The sequence below is a fragment of the Anaeromyxobacter paludicola genome, from assembly GCF_023169965.1.
Classification (GTDB): Bacteria; Myxococcota; Myxococcia; order Myxococcales; family Anaeromyxobacteraceae; genus Anaeromyxobacter_B; species Anaeromyxobacter_B paludicola.
In genome coordinates this window covers 3,901,185-3,917,865 of sequence record NZ_AP025592.1, presented here as the reverse complement: position 1 = coordinate 3,917,865, position 16,681 = coordinate 3,901,185, and the positions used below count along the sequence as shown (strand labels likewise).

Genomic DNA, 16,681 nt, shown 5'->3' with positions numbered 1-16,681 from the left:
TTGAGGCCCGGCGTGGACGCGCAGGCGGCGAAGGGCGTCGCCTTCCGCATGTGGATCGTGGCGGCCGCGCTCGCGGCCGGCCTCGTCACCGTCGCGGTGCGGGCGGTGCAGCTCCAGGTGGTGCAGAAGGACCACCTCGGCGGCATGGCCCGCGACCAGTACGTCCGGCCCATCGAGCTCAAGCCGCGCCGCGGCGTGATCACCGACCGGAACGGCGCCGCGCTCGCGGCCGACGTGCAGGCCGACTCGGTCTTCGTGGACCCGAAGGACCTGCCCCCCGATCCGGCCCGCGGCCCGGCCGTCGCCCGGCTGGCGCGGACGCTGGGGGTGGACCCGGGCCCGCTCTTGCGCCGCATCGCCGTCTCGCGCCGGTTCGCCTGGGCCAAGCGGCGCGTCACCCCGGCCGAGTCGGCCGCGGTGAAGGCGCTCGGGATCCCGGGCGTGCACTTCGTGCAGGAGTACAAGCGCACCTACCCGCGGGGCGAGCTCGCCGGCCAGGTGCTCGGCGTGGTGGGCGACGACGGCGAGGGGCTCGAGGGCGTGGAGCTCTCGCTCGACGACGACCTGCAGGGCGAGGCGGTGCGGCTCGACTCCCTGCGCGACGGCCGGGCCCGCGCCCTCTACCCCGAGCGCGGCGGCGCCGGCCGGGTCCGCGAGGGCGCCCGCGTCGAGCTCACCCTCGACCAGGGGCTGCAGCACGCCGCCGAGCAGTCGCTCGCGGCCGCCGTCCAGGGCGCGCGGGCCAGGGCCGGCATGGCGGTCGCCCTCGATCCCCACACCGGCGAGATCCTGGCGCTGGCCAACGCGCCGCTCGCGAACCCGAACGCGGTGCGCCACCCGGCCGAGCTCCGGAACCACGCGGTGCAGGACGCCTTCGAGCCGGGCTCCACCTTCAAGGTGTTCTCGGTGGCGGGCGCCCTGGAGGAGCGGGCCGTGGGCCCCGAGGACTCGATCTTCTGCGAGAACGGGGCCTGGCGCGTCGGGCGCCACACCATCCACGACCACCACGGGCTCGGCTGGGTGACGCCGGCCAGGATCCTGGCCGAGTCGAGCAACGTCGGCGCCGGCAAGATCGCCGCGCGCCTGGGGCGCGAGAAGCTCTACCGCACCTACCTCGCCTTCGGCTTCGGCGCGCCCACCGAGGTCGGGGTGCAGGCCGAGGCGCGCGGCACCGTCAACGCGCCGCGCGCCGACATCTCGCTCGCCACCATGAGCTTCGGCCAGGGGGTCACCGCGAGCGCGCTGCAGATCACCGCCGCCATGGCGGCGATCGCCAACGACGGCCTGCTGCTCCGGCCCTGGCTGGTGCGGCGGGTGGTCGATCCGGCCGACGGGACCGAGCTGCTCCACGCCACCCCCACCCCGGTGCGCCGGGCGGTGTCGCCGCAGACCGCCCGCACCATGGCCCGCTTCCTGGAGGGCGTGGTCGTCGAGGGCACCGGCAAGAAGGCGCGGCTCGCCGGCTGGCGCGCCGCCGGCAAGACCGGCACCGCCCAGAAGGCGGATCCGCTCGGCGGCTACTCGGCCGACAAGCGCTTCAGCTCGTTCGTGGGCTTCGCGCCGGCCGAGGCGCCGCGGGTGGTCATCGGCGTCTTCATCGACGAGCCGAAGGGCGACGTGTACGGCGGCGACGTGGCCGCGCCGGTCTTCAAGGCGCTCGCCGAGACGGCGCTGCAGTCGATGGGCGTGCCGCCGAGCGCGCAGCTCCCGGCGGTGGCGAAGGCCGGCGCCCCCTCCCGCGCGACGCCGGTCGAGCCGGAGCCCGACTTCCCGGTGGTGGAGTCGGCCGCGCAGGAGGCGGAGCGCGCCCGCCGCGCCGAGCAGGGGGGAGTGGCCGTCCCGGCGCTCGCCGGCCTGCCCGCCCGCGCCGCGCTCCGCGCGCTGGAGCAGGCGGAGCTCATGGGCGAGCTGGCCGGGTCCGGCCGCGTCGAGTCCCAGTTCCCCCGGCCGGGCGAGGTGGTGGACCGCGGCACGCGCGTCCGCCTGCACCTCGCGCCGCCCGGCTAGGTTAGTGGTAGAGAAGGCGCAGCCCCCCGATGCGGCTCTCCAGCGTCATAGAAGGCACCGGCGCCCGCCCCGCCGGCCCCGCCTCCGACCCCGACGTCACCCTCGTCACCGGCGACTCGCGACGGGTGCGCCCCGGCGCCCTCTTCGTGGCGGTCCCGGGCACGCGCGAGGACGGCGCCGCCTACGCGGCCGCCGCGGCCCGCGCCGGCGCGGTGGCGGTGCTCGCCGAGCGGCCCGTCGCCTGCGGGCCCGCCGCCCTCCTCCTCGTGCCCGACGCCCACCGCGCCCTCGCCCTCGCCGCGGCCGCCTTCCACGGCCGGCCCGGGGACGCGCTCGCGCTCGCCGGCGTCACCGGCACGAAGGGCAAGACCACCGTCACCTGGCTCGTGGAGGCCTGCGCCCGCGCCGCCGGCGTGCCGCTCGGCGTCGTCGGGACGGTGAGCTTCCGCTACGGCGAGGTCTCCCGGCCGGCGACGCACACCACCCCCTCGCCCGAGGCGCTGCAGGCCTTCCTCGCCGAGATGCGCGACGCCGGCGTGCGCGCCGCCTGCCTCGAGGTCTCGTCCCACGCCCTCGCGCAGGAGCGGGTGGCCGGGCTCTCCTTCCGCGCCGCCGGCTTCACCAACCTGACCCGCGACCACCTCGACTTCCACGCGGGGTTCGAGGACTACTTCCAGGCGAAGCGGCGGCTCTTCTTCCCCGACCCGGCGGCGCGGGGCGGCCTCGCCGAGGACGGGCTCGCGGTGGTGAACGCCGGCGACGACCACGGGGCCCGGCTCGCCGCCGAGCTCGCCCAGGCGGGGCGGCGCGTCTGGCGCTACGGCGTCCCCGGCGCGGAGCTCCGGGCCGAGGGGGCCACCTTCTCCCTCGCCGGCATCCGCGCCCGGCTCGAGACGCCGGCCGGCGCGGGCGACCTCGCCTCCCCGCTGGTCGGGAGCCACAACGTCGAGAACCTGCTCTGCGCCGCCGGGCTCGCGCTCGGCCTCGGGCTCCCGCTCGGCGCCGTCCTCGCCGGCCTCTCCGCCTCGCCCGGCGCGCCCGGGCGGCTCGAGCGGATCTCCGCCCGCGGGGTGTCGGTGTTCGTGGACTACGCGCACACCGACGACGCCCTCACGCGCACGCTCGAGGCCCTGCGGGCGCTCCGGCCGCGGCGGCTGGTGGCGCTCTTCGGCTGCGGCGGCGACCGCGATCGCGGCAAGCGGCCGCTGATGGGCCGGGCGGCGGCGCTCGGCGCCGATCTGGTGGTGGTGACGAGCGACAACCCGCGCACCGAGGACCCGGCGGCCATCATCGGCGAGATCCTGCCGGGGGTGGAGGCGACCGGCCTCCCCCGGCTCGAGCCGGCGCTGGCGCTCGCGGGCGGGCGGGGCTATCTCGTGGTGCCCGACCGGCGCGAGGCCATCGACCTCGCGATCCGGGCGGCCCGCGAGGGGGACGCGGTGCTGCTCGCCGGCAAGGGGCACGAGGACTACCAGATCGTCGGGACCGAGAAGCGGCACCTCGACGACCGCGAGGAGGCGCGCCGAGCGCTCGGCATCCCATGAACGGCCCGGTCTTCACGCAGGAGGAGCTCGAGCGCGCGACCCAGGGGCGCTTCACCGGCCCGGCCGCGGCGCGCGCCGAGGGCGTCTCCACCGACACCCGCACCCTCGCCCCGGGCGCCTGCTTCGTCGCGCTGCGCGGCGAGCGGTTCGACGGGCACGACCACCTCCCCGAGGCGCAGCAGGCCGGCGCCGCCTGCGCGGTGGTGGAGGAGGGGCGCGCCGCGGCCCTCGCCGCCGGCCTCGCCCGGCTCGATCAGGGCAACGGCAGCCCCGGCCTCGCCGGCGCCGGGCTCCCGCTCCTCGCCGTGAAGGACACGCTCGCCGCCCTCGGCGCGCTGGCCCGCTTCCACCGCCGCCGCTTCCGGATCCCGGTGGTCGGCGTGACCGGCTCGAACGGCAAGACCACCACCCGCGAGATGGTGGCCGCCATCCTCGCCACCCGCGGCCCGGTGCTCCGGACCGAGGGGAACCTCAACAACGAGGTGGGCGTGCCGCTCACGCTCTTCCGGCTCGGCGCGGAGCACGACGCCGCCGTGATCGAGATGGGCATGAGCCACCCCGGCGAGATCCGCCGGCTCGCCTGCATCGCCGAGCCGCAGGTCGGGGTCGTCACCAACGCCACCGCCGCCCACCTCGAGGGGCTCGGCAGCGTGGACGGGGTGGCCGACGCCAAGGCCGAGCTCTGGGCCGGGCTGCCGCCGGGCGGCATCGCCGTCGCCAACGCCGACGACCCGCGCATGCTGAAGCGCGCCCAGGCCTCCGGCAAGCGGGTGCTCACCTTCGCGAGCGGGCGCGGCCGGCGCGGCGACGTGGTGGCGCTCGACCTCCTCTCCCACGGGCCGGAGGGGCTGGCCTTCACCCTCGGCATCGGCAACCGCGAGCTCGAGGTGCGGCTCCCGCTGGTCGGGCTCCACAACATGGCCAACGCCGCCGCGGCGGCCGCCGCCGCGGTGGCGCTCGGCTGCAGCGACCGCGAGATCGTGGCGGGGCTCGCCCAGGTCCGCACCGTGGGCCGGCGGCTCCGGCTCGAGGAGCTCCCCTCGGGCGTGCTCCTCGTGGACGACTGCTACAACGCCAACCCGGCCTCGATGCAGGCCGCCCTCGAGACCCTCTCCCAGCTCGCCGCCGAGCGCGGCGGCCGGCCGGTGGCGGTCCTCGGCGACATGCTCGAGCTCGGGGCGGCCGAGGAGCCGTCGCACCGCGCCCTGGGCGAGCAGGCCGCCCGGGCCGGGCTGAAGCTGCTCGCCGCCTTCGGCCCGCGCTCGCGGACCACCCTCGCCGCCGCCCGCGCGGCCGGCCTCGCCGAGGCCGCTTCGCTCCACACCGAGGACCTGGGCGAGCTCGCGCGCGAGGTGCGCGCCCGGCTCGCGCCCGGCGACGTCCTCCTCGTCAAGGGCAGCCGCGGCAACCGCCTCGAGCGGCTCGTCGAGGCCCTGAACGAGCGCCGCCCATGACCCGCGTCCCCCTCCGTCCGGTCCCCTAGATGCTCTACCACCTCCTCTTCCCGCTCGCGGGGCGCTTCGGCCTCTTCAACGTCCTGCGCTACCCCTCCTTCCGGATCATCGCCGCCGGCTTCACGGCGCTCGCGCTGGGGCTCCTGCTCGGCCCGGCCTTCATCGAGCGGATGCGGGTCATCCAGTACGGCGTCTCCAACGTCCGCGAGGACACGCCCGAGACGCACAAGAAGAAGTCGGGCACCCCGTCGATGGGCGGCGCCCTGGTGCTCTTCTCGCTGGTGGTGGCGACGCTCCTCTTCGCCGACCTGCGCAGCCGGCTGGTCTGGGGCGTGCTGCTCGTCACCGTCGGCTACGGCGCCATCGGCTTCACCGACGACTGGCTCAAGATCTCGAAGAAGAACTCCAAGGGGCTCGCCGGCAGGAAGAAGCTCCTCTGGCAGCTCGTCATCGTGCTCGCCGTCTACTACGGGCTCTTCACCGACCTGCACTTCTCGCTCGGGAGCGCCTTCCCGTTCGTGACGGTGGGGAGCCGGCTCGACCTGCACCTCTCCCTGCCCTTCGTCTCCACCGTGCGGTTCGAGCCGTCGCTCGGGTGGCTCTACCTGCCGTTCATGCTGGTGGTGATCATCGGCACCTCCAACGCGGTGAACCTGACCGACGGCCTCGACGGGCTCGCCATCGGCCCCACCATCGTCTCGGCCTCCACCTTCCTCATCCTGGCCTACGTGGCCGGGGCCACCATCGGCGGGTTCCACCTCGCGCCCTACCTGCGCATCCCGGAGATCCAGGGGGCGGAGGAGCTGGCGGTCTTCTGCGCCGCCATGGTGGGCGCGGGGATCGCCTTCCTCTGGTACAACACCTATCCGGCGTCGGTGTTCATGGGCGACGTCGGATCGCTGGCGCTCGGCGGCGGGCTCGGCACCCTCGCCGTGCTCACCAAGAACGAGGTGGTGAGCGCCATTCTCCACGGCGTCTTCCTCGCCGAGACGGTGAGCGTGATGGTGCAGGTGGCGTCCTTCAAGACCACGGGCAAGCGGGTGTTCCGGATGGCCCCCATCCACCACCACTTCGAGCTCGAGGGCTGGGCCGAGCCCAAGATCATCGTCCGCTTCTGGATCATCTCCATCGCGCTGGCGCTGGTGGCGCTGGCCTCGCTCAAGCTGAGGTGACCGTGGGCTTCCCCGACAGGCTCGAGGGCGCGCGCGTCACCGTGGTGGGCCTCGCCCGCTCCGGGGTCGCCGCGGCGCGGCTCGCCGCCCGCGAGGGCGCCCGCGTCACCGTGACCGACCGCCGCCCCGCGGCCGAGCTCGGGCCGCAGCGCGAGGCGCTCCGCGGGCTCCCCGTGCGCGAGGCCCTCGGGGGCCACGACCTCGCCGACTTCGAGGGGGCCGATCTCGTCGTGGTGTCGCCGGGCGTGCCGCTCTCCATCCCCCCCATCGCCGCGGCGCGGCGCGCCGGGGTGCCGGTGGTGGGCGAGGTGGAGCTCGCCTTCCGGCTCCTCGGCGGCGTGCCGGTGGTGGGCATCACCGGCACCAACGGCAAGAGCACCACCACCGCCCTGACCGCCGCCCTCTTCGCCGAGGACCGGCCCACCTTCGCCGGCGGGAACCTCGGGCAGCCGCTCTCGGAGCTGCTCCTCGACGGGCCGCGGGCCGAGGTGGCGGTGGTCGAGCTCTCCTCGTTCCAGCTCGAGGGGATCGAGGCCTTCCGGCCCACGGTGGCCGCCATCACCAACGTCACCCCCGACCACCTCGACCGCTACGCCAGCGTGGACGAGTACGCCGCCGCCAAGGGGCGCCTCTTCCTGAACCAGGGCGAGGGCGACTTCGCGGTCGCGAACGCGCGGGACGACCGGGCGCTCGAGCTCGCCCGCGCCTCCCGCGCCGCGCTCCACACCTTCGGCTTCGGCCCGCCCGAGCCGCGCGCCGCCCGCTGCGCCGGGGGGGCCGCGACCGAGCTGGTCGTCACCCCCGCCTCCGGCCCGGCGGAGACCTACGCGCTGCGCAACCGCGCCCTCCGCGGCAGCCACAACCGCGAGAACGCCATGGCCGCCGTGCTCTGCGCGCGGCTCCTGGGCGTGCCCCCGGCGGCGGTGCAGCGCGGGCTCGACGCCTTCCCCGGCCTGCCGCACCGGCTCGAGCTCGTCCGCGAGCGGGGCGGCGTGGAGTGGGTGAACGACTCCAAGGGCACCAACGTGGACTCGACCTGGGTCGGGCTCTCGGCCTTCGAGGCCGGCCGGCCCTCGGTGGTCCTCATCATGGGCGGCCACGGCAAGGGCGCCCCCTACGCGCCCTTGCGCGCGCTCTTCCCCGGCCGCGTGAAGGCGCTCCTCACCATCGGCGAGGACGCCCCCGCCATCGAGCGCGAGCTCTCCTGCCTCGCCCCCATCGAGCCCTGCGGCACGCTCGACCGGGCGGTGGCCCGGGCGGCGGCGCTGGCGGGTCCCGGGGACGCGGTGCTCCTCTCGCCGGCCTGCTCCAGCTACGATCAGTTCCAGAGCTACGAGCACCGGGGCGCGGTCTTCCGCCGCCTCGTCGAGGAGCTGCCCTGATGGCGCCGCCGGCCTCCGATCGCAGCTGGTCCCGCAGGCCGTCCGCGGCGCCCGTGGACGGGTGGCTCCTCTTCGCCGTCCTCGCCCTCACCGCCTTCGGCGCGGTGATGGTCTACTCGGCGAGCGCGGTGACCGCGGCCGCCAAGAGCGGCGACCAGTTCTTCTTCCTCAAGCGGCAGCTCGTCGCCGCGGCGGTGGGCGCGGGGCTCCTCGTCGGCGCCCTGAAGCTGGGGTACCGCCGCTTCGAGACGCTCGCCTACCCGGTGCTCCTCTTCACCCTCTTCTCGCTCGTGCTCGTGCTCGTCCCCGGGATCGGCAAGGTGGCCGGCGGGGCGCGCCGCTGGATCGGCGCCGGGCCGCTCTCGTTCCAGCCGGCGGAGCTCTGCAAGCTCGCGCTGGTGCTCTACCTGGCCCGCTCGCTCGCCTACAAGCGCGACAAGATGCGCCTCTTCTCCATCGGCTTCGTCCCCCACGTGATGGTGGCCGGGGTGCTGATGGTGCTCTGCCTCTTCGAGAAGGACCTCGGCACCTGCGTGGTGCTGGCGGGCGTGCTCCTGGCGATGCTGTTCGCCGCCGGCGCCAAGGTCACCTGGCTCGTGGCGGCGGTCTTCGCCGCCATCCCCATCGGCTGGAAGCTCATCGCCGGCACCGACTACCGGCTGAAGCGCTGGCTCGCCTTCAAGGATCCGTTCGCCTACCGCGACGGCGTCGGCTTCCAGATGGTGGAGTCGCTGCTCGGGGTGGGGAACGGCGGCTGGCTCGGGCAGGGGCTCGGCGACGGCAAGGGGAAGCTCTTCTACCTCCCCGCCGCGCACACCGACTTCATCGGCGCGGTCATCGCCGAGGAGCTGGGGCTCGTGGGCATGCTGCTCCTCGTCACCCTCTACGGCGTCTTCGTCTGGCGCGGGCTCAAGGCCGCCTTCGGCGCCTCCGACTCCTTCGGCTGCTACCTCGCGCTCGGGCTCACCACGCTCGTGGGCGTGCAGGCGGTCTTCAACCTCTGCGTGGTGCTGGTGCTCCTGCCGACGAAGGGGCTCACCCTCCCCTTCGTCTCCTACGGCGGCAGCTCCCTCATGACGCTGATGGGCGCGTCGGGGCTCCTGCTCTCGGTGAGCCAGAGCCAGGGCGGGTTCCTGAGGCGCGGCGCGCAGGCCGTGCGGCTCCAGGCGGAGGTGGCGCCGTGAGGATGCTCGTCGCCGGCGGCGGCACCGGGGGCCACGTCTTCCCCGGCATCGCGCTCGCCGAGGAGGTGGTGGGGCGCCACCCGAGGAACGACGTGGTCTTCGTCGGCACCGCCCGCGGCCTCGAGGCCAAGGTGGTGCCGCAGGCCGGCTTCCCCATCGAGCTCATCGAGGTGGCGGGGCTCAAGGGCAAGGGGCTCCTGGGGCTCCTCACCGGGCTCTTCCTCCTCCCGCGCGCCTTCCTCCAGTGCGTCCGGATCCTGAGGAAGTGGCGGCCCGACGTGGTGGTCGGCGTGGGCGGCTACGCCAGCGGCCCGGTGGTGCTCGCCGCCTGGCTCCTCGGGTTCCCCACCGCCATCCAGGAGCAGAACGCCCTGCCCGGCTTCACCAACCGGATCCTGGGGCGCATCGTCCGGAGCGTCTTCACCGCCTTCCCCGAGGCGGGCCGGTACTTCAAGGCGTCCAAGGTGCAGCAGCTCGGCAACCCCATCCGCCGGCAGCTCATGGACAACTACATGCGCCCGTCGGAGCCGCACGAGGAGCTCCGCCTGCTGGTGTTCGGCGGCTCGCTCGGCGCGCACGCGCTCAACATGCGGGTCATCGAGGCCCTGCCGCACCTCGCCGACCTGAAGGACCGGATCCGGATCACGCACCAGACGGGCGCGAAGGACCGGGAGCAGGTGGAGAAGGGCTACCGCGCCGTCGGCTTCCAGCCGGAGGTGCGGACCTTCATCACCGACATGTCGGGCGCCTACGCCGGCTGCGACCTCGTCGTCTGCCGCGCCGGCGCGACCACCCTGGCCGAGCTGACCGTCTGCAAGAAGCCCTCGATCCTGGTCCCCTTCCCCTTCGCGGCCGACAACCACCAGGTGGTGAACGCCCGCAGCCTGGTGGACGCCGGCGCGGCGGTCATGATCGAGGAGCGGGACCTCACGGGCGAGCTCCTCGCGTCCGAGGTGCGCGCCATCCTCACCAACCCCGAGCGGCGCGAGCGGATGGCCCGCGCCGCCGGCCTGCTCGGCGCCCCGCAGGCGGCGCGCGAGATCGCCGAGGTCCTGAGCGAGCTCTCGCTGCGCCGCTGGGGCTCGCGCCTCGGCCAGGACCGCGGCCCGGACTTCGCGCCGGTCCGCCCGCCCGAGCCGGAGCCCGGCCAAGAAGGAAGCGCCCGCCCATGATCCTGTTCCGTTCGCGCTCCGCCAAGATCCACTTCGTCGGCATCGGCGGCATCGGCATGAGCGGCATCGCCGAGGTGCTGCTCAACCTCGGCTACCCCGTGTCCGGCTCCGACCTCAAGGAGTCGGAGACCACCCGCCGCCTCGCCGGGCTCGGCGGGCGGATCCAGATCGGCCACGCCGCCGCCAACGTCGCCGACGCCGACGTGGTGGTCACCTCGTCGGCGGTGCGCCGCCAGAACCCCGAGGTGGTCGAGGCCCGCGCGCGGAAGATCCCGGTCATCCCCCGCGCCGAGATGCTGGCCGAGCTGATGCGGCTCAAGCACGGCATCGCCATCGCCGGCTCGCACGGCAAGACCACCACCACCTCGATGGCGGCGCACCTGCTCGCCCACGCCGGCCTCGACCCGACCGCGGTGGTGGGCGGCAAGGTCAACGCCTTCGGCTCGAACGCCAAGCTCGGCAAGGGCGACTACATGGTGGTCGAGGCGGACGAGTCGGACGGCTCGTTCCTGCGCATCTCGCCGACGCTGGCGGTGGTCACCAACGTGGACCCGGAGCACCTCGACCACTGGAAGACCCCGGCGGCGCTCCGGCAGGGGTTCGTGGACTTCGTGAACCGGGTGCCCTTCTACGGGCTCGCCATCCTCTGCGTGGACCACCCGACGGTGCAGTCGCTCATCCCCGACGTGGAGAAGCGCTTCGTCACCTACGGCGAGGCGCCGGTGGCCGACTACCGGCTCGCCGACATCGCCCTCGAGGGGCCGGCGGTGTCGTTCGACGCCTTCCGGCGCGGCGAGCCGCTCGGCCGGTTCCAGGTGGGCATGGTGGGGCGCCACAACGCGCTCAACGCGCTCGCCGTGATCGCCCTCGCCGACGAGATGGGCATCCCCACCGAGGTGACCCGCGCCGCCCTCGCGAACTTCAACGGCGTGCAGCGCCGGTTCACGGTGCGCGGGGAGGCGGGCGGGGTCACGGTGGTGGACGACTACGGCCACCACCCCGCCGAGGTGAAGGCCACGCTCAAGGGCGCGCGCGAGTCGTTCGGCCGGCGCGTGGTCTGCGTGTTCCAGCCGCACCGCTACACCCGCACCCGCGACCTCCTCGACGAGTTCGTGACCGCCTTCAACGACGCCGACGTGCTCGTGCTCTCCGAGATCTACGCCGCCGGCGAGGAGCCCTTGCCCGGGGTCTCGGGCGAGCACCTCGCCGAGGCCATCCGCGCCTACGGCCACAAGGACGTGACCTTCGTGCCGGAGCGGGCCAGGCTGGCCGAGGCGGCGCGGGCCAAGGTCCGGCCCGGCGACCTCGTCATCACGCTGGGCGCGGGCGACGTCACCGCCGCCGGCCCGGAGATCCTGAAGCTCCTGGAGGGCTGACGACCTTGGCCCTGTGGCGGGACGAGCTCGCGTCGCGGCTGCGCGGCGAGGTGATCCGCGACGCGCCGCTCGCGCCGCGCACCTCGATCCGGGTGGGCGGCCCGGCCGACCTGCTGGTGCGCCCCGCCGACCCCGACGACCTCGCCGAGCTGCTCCGCGCCTGCCGCGACCTCGGGGTGCCGCTCCTGGCGCTCGGCGGCGGCGCCAACCTGCTCGTCGCCGACGCGGGCGTGCGCGGGGTGGTGGTGAAGCTGCCGGGAGACCTCGGCGGCGAGTCCGGCGACGGCGCCCGCCTGGTGCTCCCGGCCGGCGCGCCGAGCGCCCGGCTGCCCGCCCGCGCGCAGGCGCTGGGGCTCGTCGGCTGCGAGTTCATCGCCGGCATCCCCGGCACCCTCGGCGGCGCGGTGGCCATGAACGCCGGCACGCGGCTCGGCGAGATGAAGGACGTGGTGACGCGGGTGGAGGTGGCGACCGCCGACGGCGCCGGGTGGCTCGAGGCCTCCGCGCTCGGGTTCGCCTACCGCACCTGCCGGCTGCCGCCCGGCGGGGTGGTGACGCGGGTCGAGGTCCTGCTGCGCGAGGGGGACGTGGCGGCGAGCGCCGCCGCCATGCAGGCCGACAAGGACCACCGCCGCCGCACCCAGCCGCTCAGCCAGCCCACCTTCGGCTCCACCTTCCGCAACCCCCCGGGCGACCACGCCGGGCGGCTCATCGAGGCGGTCGGGCTGAAGGGGCACCGCGAGGGCGGCGCCGCCTGGTCCGACGTCCACGCCAACTTCGTGGTCAACCTGGGCGGCGCGCGGGCCGCGGACGTGCTCGAGCTCGTCCGGCTCGCCCGGACCCGGGTGCGGGAGCGCTTTGACATCACCCTCGAGCCGGAGGTACGGCTCGTGGGCGACTTTCCGGACGGGCTGAAGGAGATCTGAGATGGGGACGTGGACTGGGAAGAAGGTGGCGGTGCTGCACGGCGGGCGCTCGGCCGAGCGCGAGGTGTCGCTGCGCACCGGCCAGGGCTGCGCCGAGGCGCTCCGCGCCCGCGGCTACGACGTGGACCTCATCGACGTGGACCTCGAGGTGGCGCGCGCCCTGCGCGAGCGGAAGGTGGACGTGGCCTTCGTGGCGCTCCACGGCCGCTGGGGCGAGGACGGCAGCATCCAGGGGCTCCTCGAGTCGATGGGCATCCCCTACACCGGCTCGGGCGTGCTGGCCTCGGCGCTCGGCATGGACAAGGTCTTCTCGAAGCTCCTCTTCCGCGAGCACGGCCTGCCGGTGGCGGAGTACCGCGTGTTCCAGCGCGGCCAGGCCGAGCACATCGGCGTGGGCGACCTGCCCTTCGGGCTCCCGGCGGTGGTGAAGCCGGCCGGCGAGGGCTCCAGCGTCGGCGTGCACATCGTGAAGGACGCGGCCGCGCTGCGCGACGCCTGCCGCGACGCCGCCGGCTACAAGGGCGACCTCATCGTGGAGCGGTACGTGAAGGGCACCGAGGTGGACGTGGCGGTGCTCGACGGCAAGGCGCTCGGCGCCATCGAGATCGTCCCCACCCGCGAGTTCTACGACTACACCGCCAAGTACACGCCGGGCGCGACCGACTACTACTACCCGGCCCGCCTCCACCCGCTGCACCTCACCCGCGTGCTCGAGGCGGCCGAGAAGGCCCACGCCGCGCTCGGCTGCAGCGGGGTCACCCGCATCGACTTCATCGTGACCGCCGACGGCACGCCGTACATCCTCGAGGCCAACACGCTCCCGGGGATGACGGCCACCTCGCTCGTCCCCAAGATCGCCGCCGGCCTGGGCATCAACTTCGGCGAGCTCTGCGAGCGGCTCCTGGACGGGGCCGCGCTCAAGGCCTGACGCCGGGCCGGGCTCCCCCGGGAGGCGCGCCCCCGCCTGCGGCGCGCCGGCCCGGGCCGCCCGGCTTACACGTCTCCTCGCCGCCGGGGTGCGGCGAGGAGGGACGCGTGAAATTCCTGGTGATGTGGGAGCTCGACGTGCCGCGCCTCAGCCCGGCGCTGGTGCAGGCCGTGCTGCGCATGCCCGACTACGCCAAGGGGATCCTGGCGCAGGGCAAGCTCGACAAGCGCTACCACGTGGTCGGGAAGCACGGCGGCGCCTGGATCTACGACGTGGACTCGAACGAGGAGCTGGAGCGGCTCCTGGCGCTGGCGCCGGTCTACAACTACGCCCGCTACGACGTCTACGCGCTCGCCGACATGGAGAGCCCGGCGCAGGTGCTGCAGCCCGGGCCGGACCCCGGCGCGGCGCCGTGAGCGGCGGCGGGCGGCCAGCGCGCGCCGGCCGCCCCCGGTGACGCACGGACCGCGCTACTTCGCGGCCCCGCAGCCCGCCTTGCCCTTCGCGGCGGCCTCGCTCTTGGGGTCGAGCGCGAGCGCCTGGTCGTAGACCTTGGCCGCCTCGGCGCAGTCGCCCTTCCCGGCCAGGCCGTCGCCGAGCAGCAGGTAGCCGGCGACGAGCTTCGGGTCCTTCTCGACCGCCTTGCGGCCGTGGTCGATGGCCTTGTCCCAGGACTTCGAGCCGAGCATCAGCTTGCCGTAGTTGACGTGCCGCTTCGCCTCGTTGTCGCTGCCGCCGGGCATGGTGGCCTTGGCCGGCGCGACCACCTTGTCGAGGCCGGCCTGGTCGATCTCGCCGAGCGCGAACCGGACGCGGGCCTCGACGAGGGCGCAGTAGTCGAGCTTGGAGAAGGGCTGGTAGGCGGTGACCTTGCCGGCCTTGTCGGCGATGGCGAGCTCGGGGGTCATGCGGAGGTTGAGCTTGCCGTAGAGCTTCCCGCCCTCGTCCACCAGCACCGGCATCTCCGCGCCGGACTCGGCGACCATCGGCGCGACCTCGGCGGCCGGGTAGGCGTCGGAGACCACCGCGGCCCAGTGGAGCTTCCGGCCGGCGAGGTCCTTCTCGCAGCGCGCCAGCTGGCGCAGCGCCTCCTTCGAGTGCTCCTGGTCCGGGCGGAAGAAGAAGACGAGGCTCACCTCGCCCTTCTTGGCCACCGGGGCCCGGCCGCTGCCGTCGAGCTTCGGCAGCACCTCGTCGATCACGTGGCCGGTCTCGGCGATGGCGCTGCTGGAGAACGGCCAGCCCAGGGCGGCCACCACCAGCCCGGACAGCATGAAGGCGCGGCGCACGTCGCGAAGAGTCAGCAGTGCCATGGATTCGTTCCCTCCCTCTCTGGCCCGATTCTCGGGCATCCCCCCGGCCGGGAGCAACGACGAACTCCCGCGCCGGGGACGTCACGCAAAGAAAACGGGCGCGGCCTTCGCGACCGCGCCCGGTATCCTGCCGCCGGCGAGGGCTACCTGGCCCCCGCGGCGCACCTCTGCTTCCCGGCCGTGGCGGCCGCGTTCTGCGGTTCGAGCTTGAGCGCCTCGTCGAACGCCTTGGCCGCCTCGGCGCACTTGCCCTGCCCGGCGAGCGCCCCGCCGAGCAGCGCGTGCGCGCTCGCCAGCGCCGGGTCCTTCTCGAGCGCCTTGCGCGCGTTCTCCTCGGCGCTGGCGGTGTTGCCCGACTTGAGCATCATCTCGCCCATCTTGACGTGGCGCCGGGCGACCTGGTCGTCGCCCCCCTGCGTCGCGCGCGGCGGCGCGAGCACGGCCTGGAGCTGCTGGGCGTCGATCTCGCCGAGGACGAACTGGATCCGGGCGGTCACGAGCGCGCAGTAGTCGATCTTGTGGAAGGGCTCGTAGGCCACCAGCTTCTGCTTGGCGTCCACGATCCCCACCACCGGGTGGAGGCGGATCCCCAGCTTGCCGTAGAGGGCGTCGCCGACGTCCCGGACCACCGGCATCTTGACCCCGGCGTCCTTCACCACCGCGCGGACCTCGTCCGGCGGGTAGGTGTCGGAGACCACCGCCACCCAGTGCACCGGCTTGCTCTCGAACCGCTTCTCGCAGTCCACGAGCTGGCGCAGCGTCGAGACCGAGTGCTCCTGGTCGGGGCGGAAGAAGACGAGGACGTTGGCGAGCGCCTTCTTCGCGAGAAGGGGCGCTCGCCCGCCGTCCAGGGTGGGCAGCTCTGCGTTCTCGACGGTACCGCCCAGGTCCACCCGGGCCCGGGCGACCTCCGGTGCCGTCGCCCCCCCGGCGACCAGCAGCATCAGGACAGGGAGACGACGGATGTTCACGCGGAGGACCTCGCTACTTCTTGGTTGCGACCGTCTTGTTGGAGTACGGCTTGGTGTCGTGGCAGGTCTTGGCGCACTGGCCGCCCGTCGCCGTCTTCTGCCAGCCGACGTTCAGGCCCCAGCCCGAGGAGCCGAACGGCGTCTTCTCGCGGATCTGGTGGTCGAACGGCGAGGCGTGGACCTCGTGGCACGCGCGGCAGGTGCGGCCGCGCTCGGTCTTGTTGACGTGCAGGAAGTGCAGGTTCCGCGAGCCGTCGCGGAAGTTGGTGAGCGTGGTGGTCTCGGCCGTCGCCGCCACCTTGTCGTTGTGGCAGGTGAAGCAGAGCGCGTAGTTCTTCGGGTCGTAGGGCGCGTAGAACTTCGCCGGGTAGTCCTCGACCAGCAGGCGGAAGTTGGGCGAGCCGTGGGTCATGTGGCAGGCCGAGCAGTCCTTGTTGGCGACCGGCGCGTGCCAGACCTTGTTGGCGGCGAGCAGCTTGGAGAAGTTGGTGAGGGTCACGCCCTTGTCGTCCTTCAGGCCCTCCTGGCTGTGGCAGTTCACGCACAGGTCGAAGGGCAGCTGGACGAGCAGCTTCTCCACGTTGGCGGCGTGCGGGTTGTGGCAGGAGACGCACTTGCCGCCCGAGGTGAGCGCGCCGTGCTTCACCTTGGCGTTCTCGGCGGTCGCCTTGATCTTGGTGTGGCAGCCGTTGCAGAGCGTGTAGACGTCGGCGTTGAGGAGCTTCTTCTCGGTCGCGTTGTGCGCGTTGTGGCAGTTGGTGCAGCGCTCGACCGCCGGCGGGTGCTTCACCTGCCGGTTCATGACGGCGTTGAACTCCTCGTGGCACTGGAAGCAGAGGTCGTTCACCGAGGCCTTGAGGGCGCCCGGGTTCTTCACGTCCTTGTTGACGTGGCAGATGGAGCAGTCGCCGTTCTCGTAGGCGGCGTGCGACCACCCGACCTTCACGCCGTGGGGCAGCGGCCCGCCCTTGCCGACGAAGGCGGTGCGCAGGGTGCCGGTGCTGGGCGCCGGCGCTCCCTTCTTGGCCGGGGCCGGCGCGGCGAGCGCCAGCGTGGGCAGGAGCAGCGAGACGAGTGCGAGTTGGACGGCACGGTGGCGAGAACGCATCGAGGACTCCATGGGTCTCCGGTTTTCGGAGATTTCCCCCGCAAGGGTTGCTCAGGCGAGCGGCTCATCAAAGGACGGATCGGCCAGGCGGATCCTTGATCTCGCCCAACTGGCGTCCCGTTACCGTCCGGACACGGCGCCCCG

The 16,681-nt window shown here is 74.1% G+C and carries 14 protein-coding genes; 11 read left to right on the top strand and 3 right to left on the bottom strand.

All coding sequences use genetic code 11. The features are described 5' to 3' along the window. From AMPC_RS17490 to AMPC_RS17440, 11 genes are all read left to right on the top strand, one after another. Nucleotides 1-2,007, top strand: coding sequence for a penicillin-binding protein (locus tag AMPC_RS17490; protein WP_248342744.1), 2,007 nt, complete (start codon nucleotides 1-3; stop codon nucleotides 2,005-2,007). Nucleotides 2,008-2,036: 29 nt separating this feature from the next. Next, nucleotides 2,037-3,551 (top strand): UDP-N-acetylmuramoyl-L-alanyl-D-glutamate--2,6-diaminopimelate ligase, encoded by a 1,515-nt coding sequence (locus AMPC_RS17485; protein ID WP_248342742.1) that lies wholly within the window; start codon nucleotides 2,037-2,039, stop codon nucleotides 3,549-3,551. After that, entirely contained in the window at nucleotides 3,548-5,005 is a 1,458-nt protein-coding gene (locus AMPC_RS17480) for a UDP-N-acetylmuramoyl-tripeptide--D-alanyl-D-alanine ligase (RefSeq protein WP_248342740.1), read from the top strand. Before AMPC_RS17485 ends, AMPC_RS17480 begins: the two co-directional genes overlap by 4 nt. Nucleotides 5,006-5,034: 29 nt before the next feature. Beyond that, nucleotides 5,035-6,177, top strand: a complete 1,143-nt coding sequence (gene mraY / locus AMPC_RS17475; protein ID WP_248342738.1) for a phospho-N-acetylmuramoyl-pentapeptide-transferase — start codon at nucleotides 5,035-5,037, stop codon at nucleotides 6,175-6,177. A gap of 2 nt (nucleotides 6,178-6,179) precedes the next feature. After that, a complete protein-coding gene (gene murD / locus AMPC_RS17470) occupies nucleotides 6,180-7,559 on the top strand; it encodes a UDP-N-acetylmuramoyl-L-alanine--D-glutamate ligase (RefSeq protein ID WP_248342732.1) in 1,380 nt (459 codons plus the stop codon). Beyond that, nucleotides 7,559-8,743 (top strand): putative lipid II flippase FtsW, encoded by a 1,185-nt coding sequence (ftsW, locus tag AMPC_RS17465; RefSeq protein ID WP_248342731.1) that lies wholly within the window; start codon nucleotides 7,559-7,561, stop codon nucleotides 8,741-8,743. Before murD ends, ftsW begins: the two co-directional genes overlap by 1 nt. Next, on the top strand, nucleotides 8,740-9,915 hold the full coding sequence (gene murG, locus AMPC_RS17460; protein WP_248342730.1) for an undecaprenyldiphospho-muramoylpentapeptide beta-N-acetylglucosaminyltransferase: 1,176 nt from the start codon (nucleotides 8,740-8,742) through the stop codon (nucleotides 9,913-9,915). The genes ftsW and murG overlap by 4 nt, the downstream gene beginning before the upstream one ends. Beyond that, on the top strand, nucleotides 9,912-11,291 hold the full coding sequence (murC, locus tag AMPC_RS17455) for a UDP-N-acetylmuramate--L-alanine ligase (RefSeq protein WP_248342729.1): 1,380 nt from the start codon (nucleotides 9,912-9,914) through the stop codon (nucleotides 11,289-11,291). The genes murG and murC overlap by 4 nt, the downstream gene beginning before the upstream one ends. 11 nt (nucleotides 11,292-11,302) lie before the next feature. Beyond that, nucleotides 11,303-12,217: a UDP-N-acetylmuramate dehydrogenase gene (gene murB / locus AMPC_RS17450; RefSeq protein ID WP_248346351.1), complete on the top strand. Its 915-nt coding sequence runs from the start codon at nucleotides 11,303-11,305 to the stop codon at nucleotides 12,215-12,217. Nucleotide 12,218: 1 nt separating this feature from the next. Continuing rightward, nucleotides 12,219-13,145 (top strand): D-alanine--D-alanine ligase, encoded by a 927-nt coding sequence (locus AMPC_RS17445; protein WP_248342727.1) that lies wholly within the window; start codon nucleotides 12,219-12,221, stop codon nucleotides 13,143-13,145. A 107-nt stretch (nucleotides 13,146-13,252) separates the two neighbouring features. Next, the gene (locus AMPC_RS17440) at nucleotides 13,253-13,561 is read left to right on the top strand and encodes a muconolactone Delta-isomerase family protein (protein ID WP_248342725.1); all 309 of its coding nucleotides are present in this window, start codon (nucleotides 13,253-13,255) and stop codon (nucleotides 13,559-13,561) included. Nucleotides 13,562-13,615: 54 nt separating this feature from the next. On the opposite strand, the gene AMPC_RS17435 is transcribed toward AMPC_RS17440, so the two are convergent. The 3 genes from AMPC_RS17435 to AMPC_RS17425 all read right to left on the bottom strand — a co-directional run bounded on the left by AMPC_RS17435 (nucleotide 13,616) and on the right by AMPC_RS17425 (nucleotide 16,537). After that, nucleotides 13,616-14,458 (bottom strand): thioredoxin domain-containing protein, encoded by an 843-nt coding sequence (locus AMPC_RS17435; RefSeq protein WP_248342723.1) that lies wholly within the window; start codon nucleotides 14,456-14,458, stop codon nucleotides 13,616-13,618. A gap of 143 nt (nucleotides 14,459-14,601) precedes the next feature. After that, entirely contained in the window at nucleotides 14,602-15,429 is an 828-nt protein-coding gene (locus tag AMPC_RS17430) for a thioredoxin domain-containing protein (protein ID WP_248342721.1), read from the bottom strand. Nucleotides 15,430-15,442: 13 nt separating this feature from the next. Further along, the gene (locus tag AMPC_RS17425) at nucleotides 15,443-16,537 is read right to left on the bottom strand and encodes a cytochrome c3 family protein (protein ID WP_248342720.1); all 1,095 of its coding nucleotides are present in this window, start codon (nucleotides 16,535-16,537) and stop codon (nucleotides 15,443-15,445) included. Between the last annotated feature and the right edge of the window lie 144 nt (nucleotides 16,538-16,681).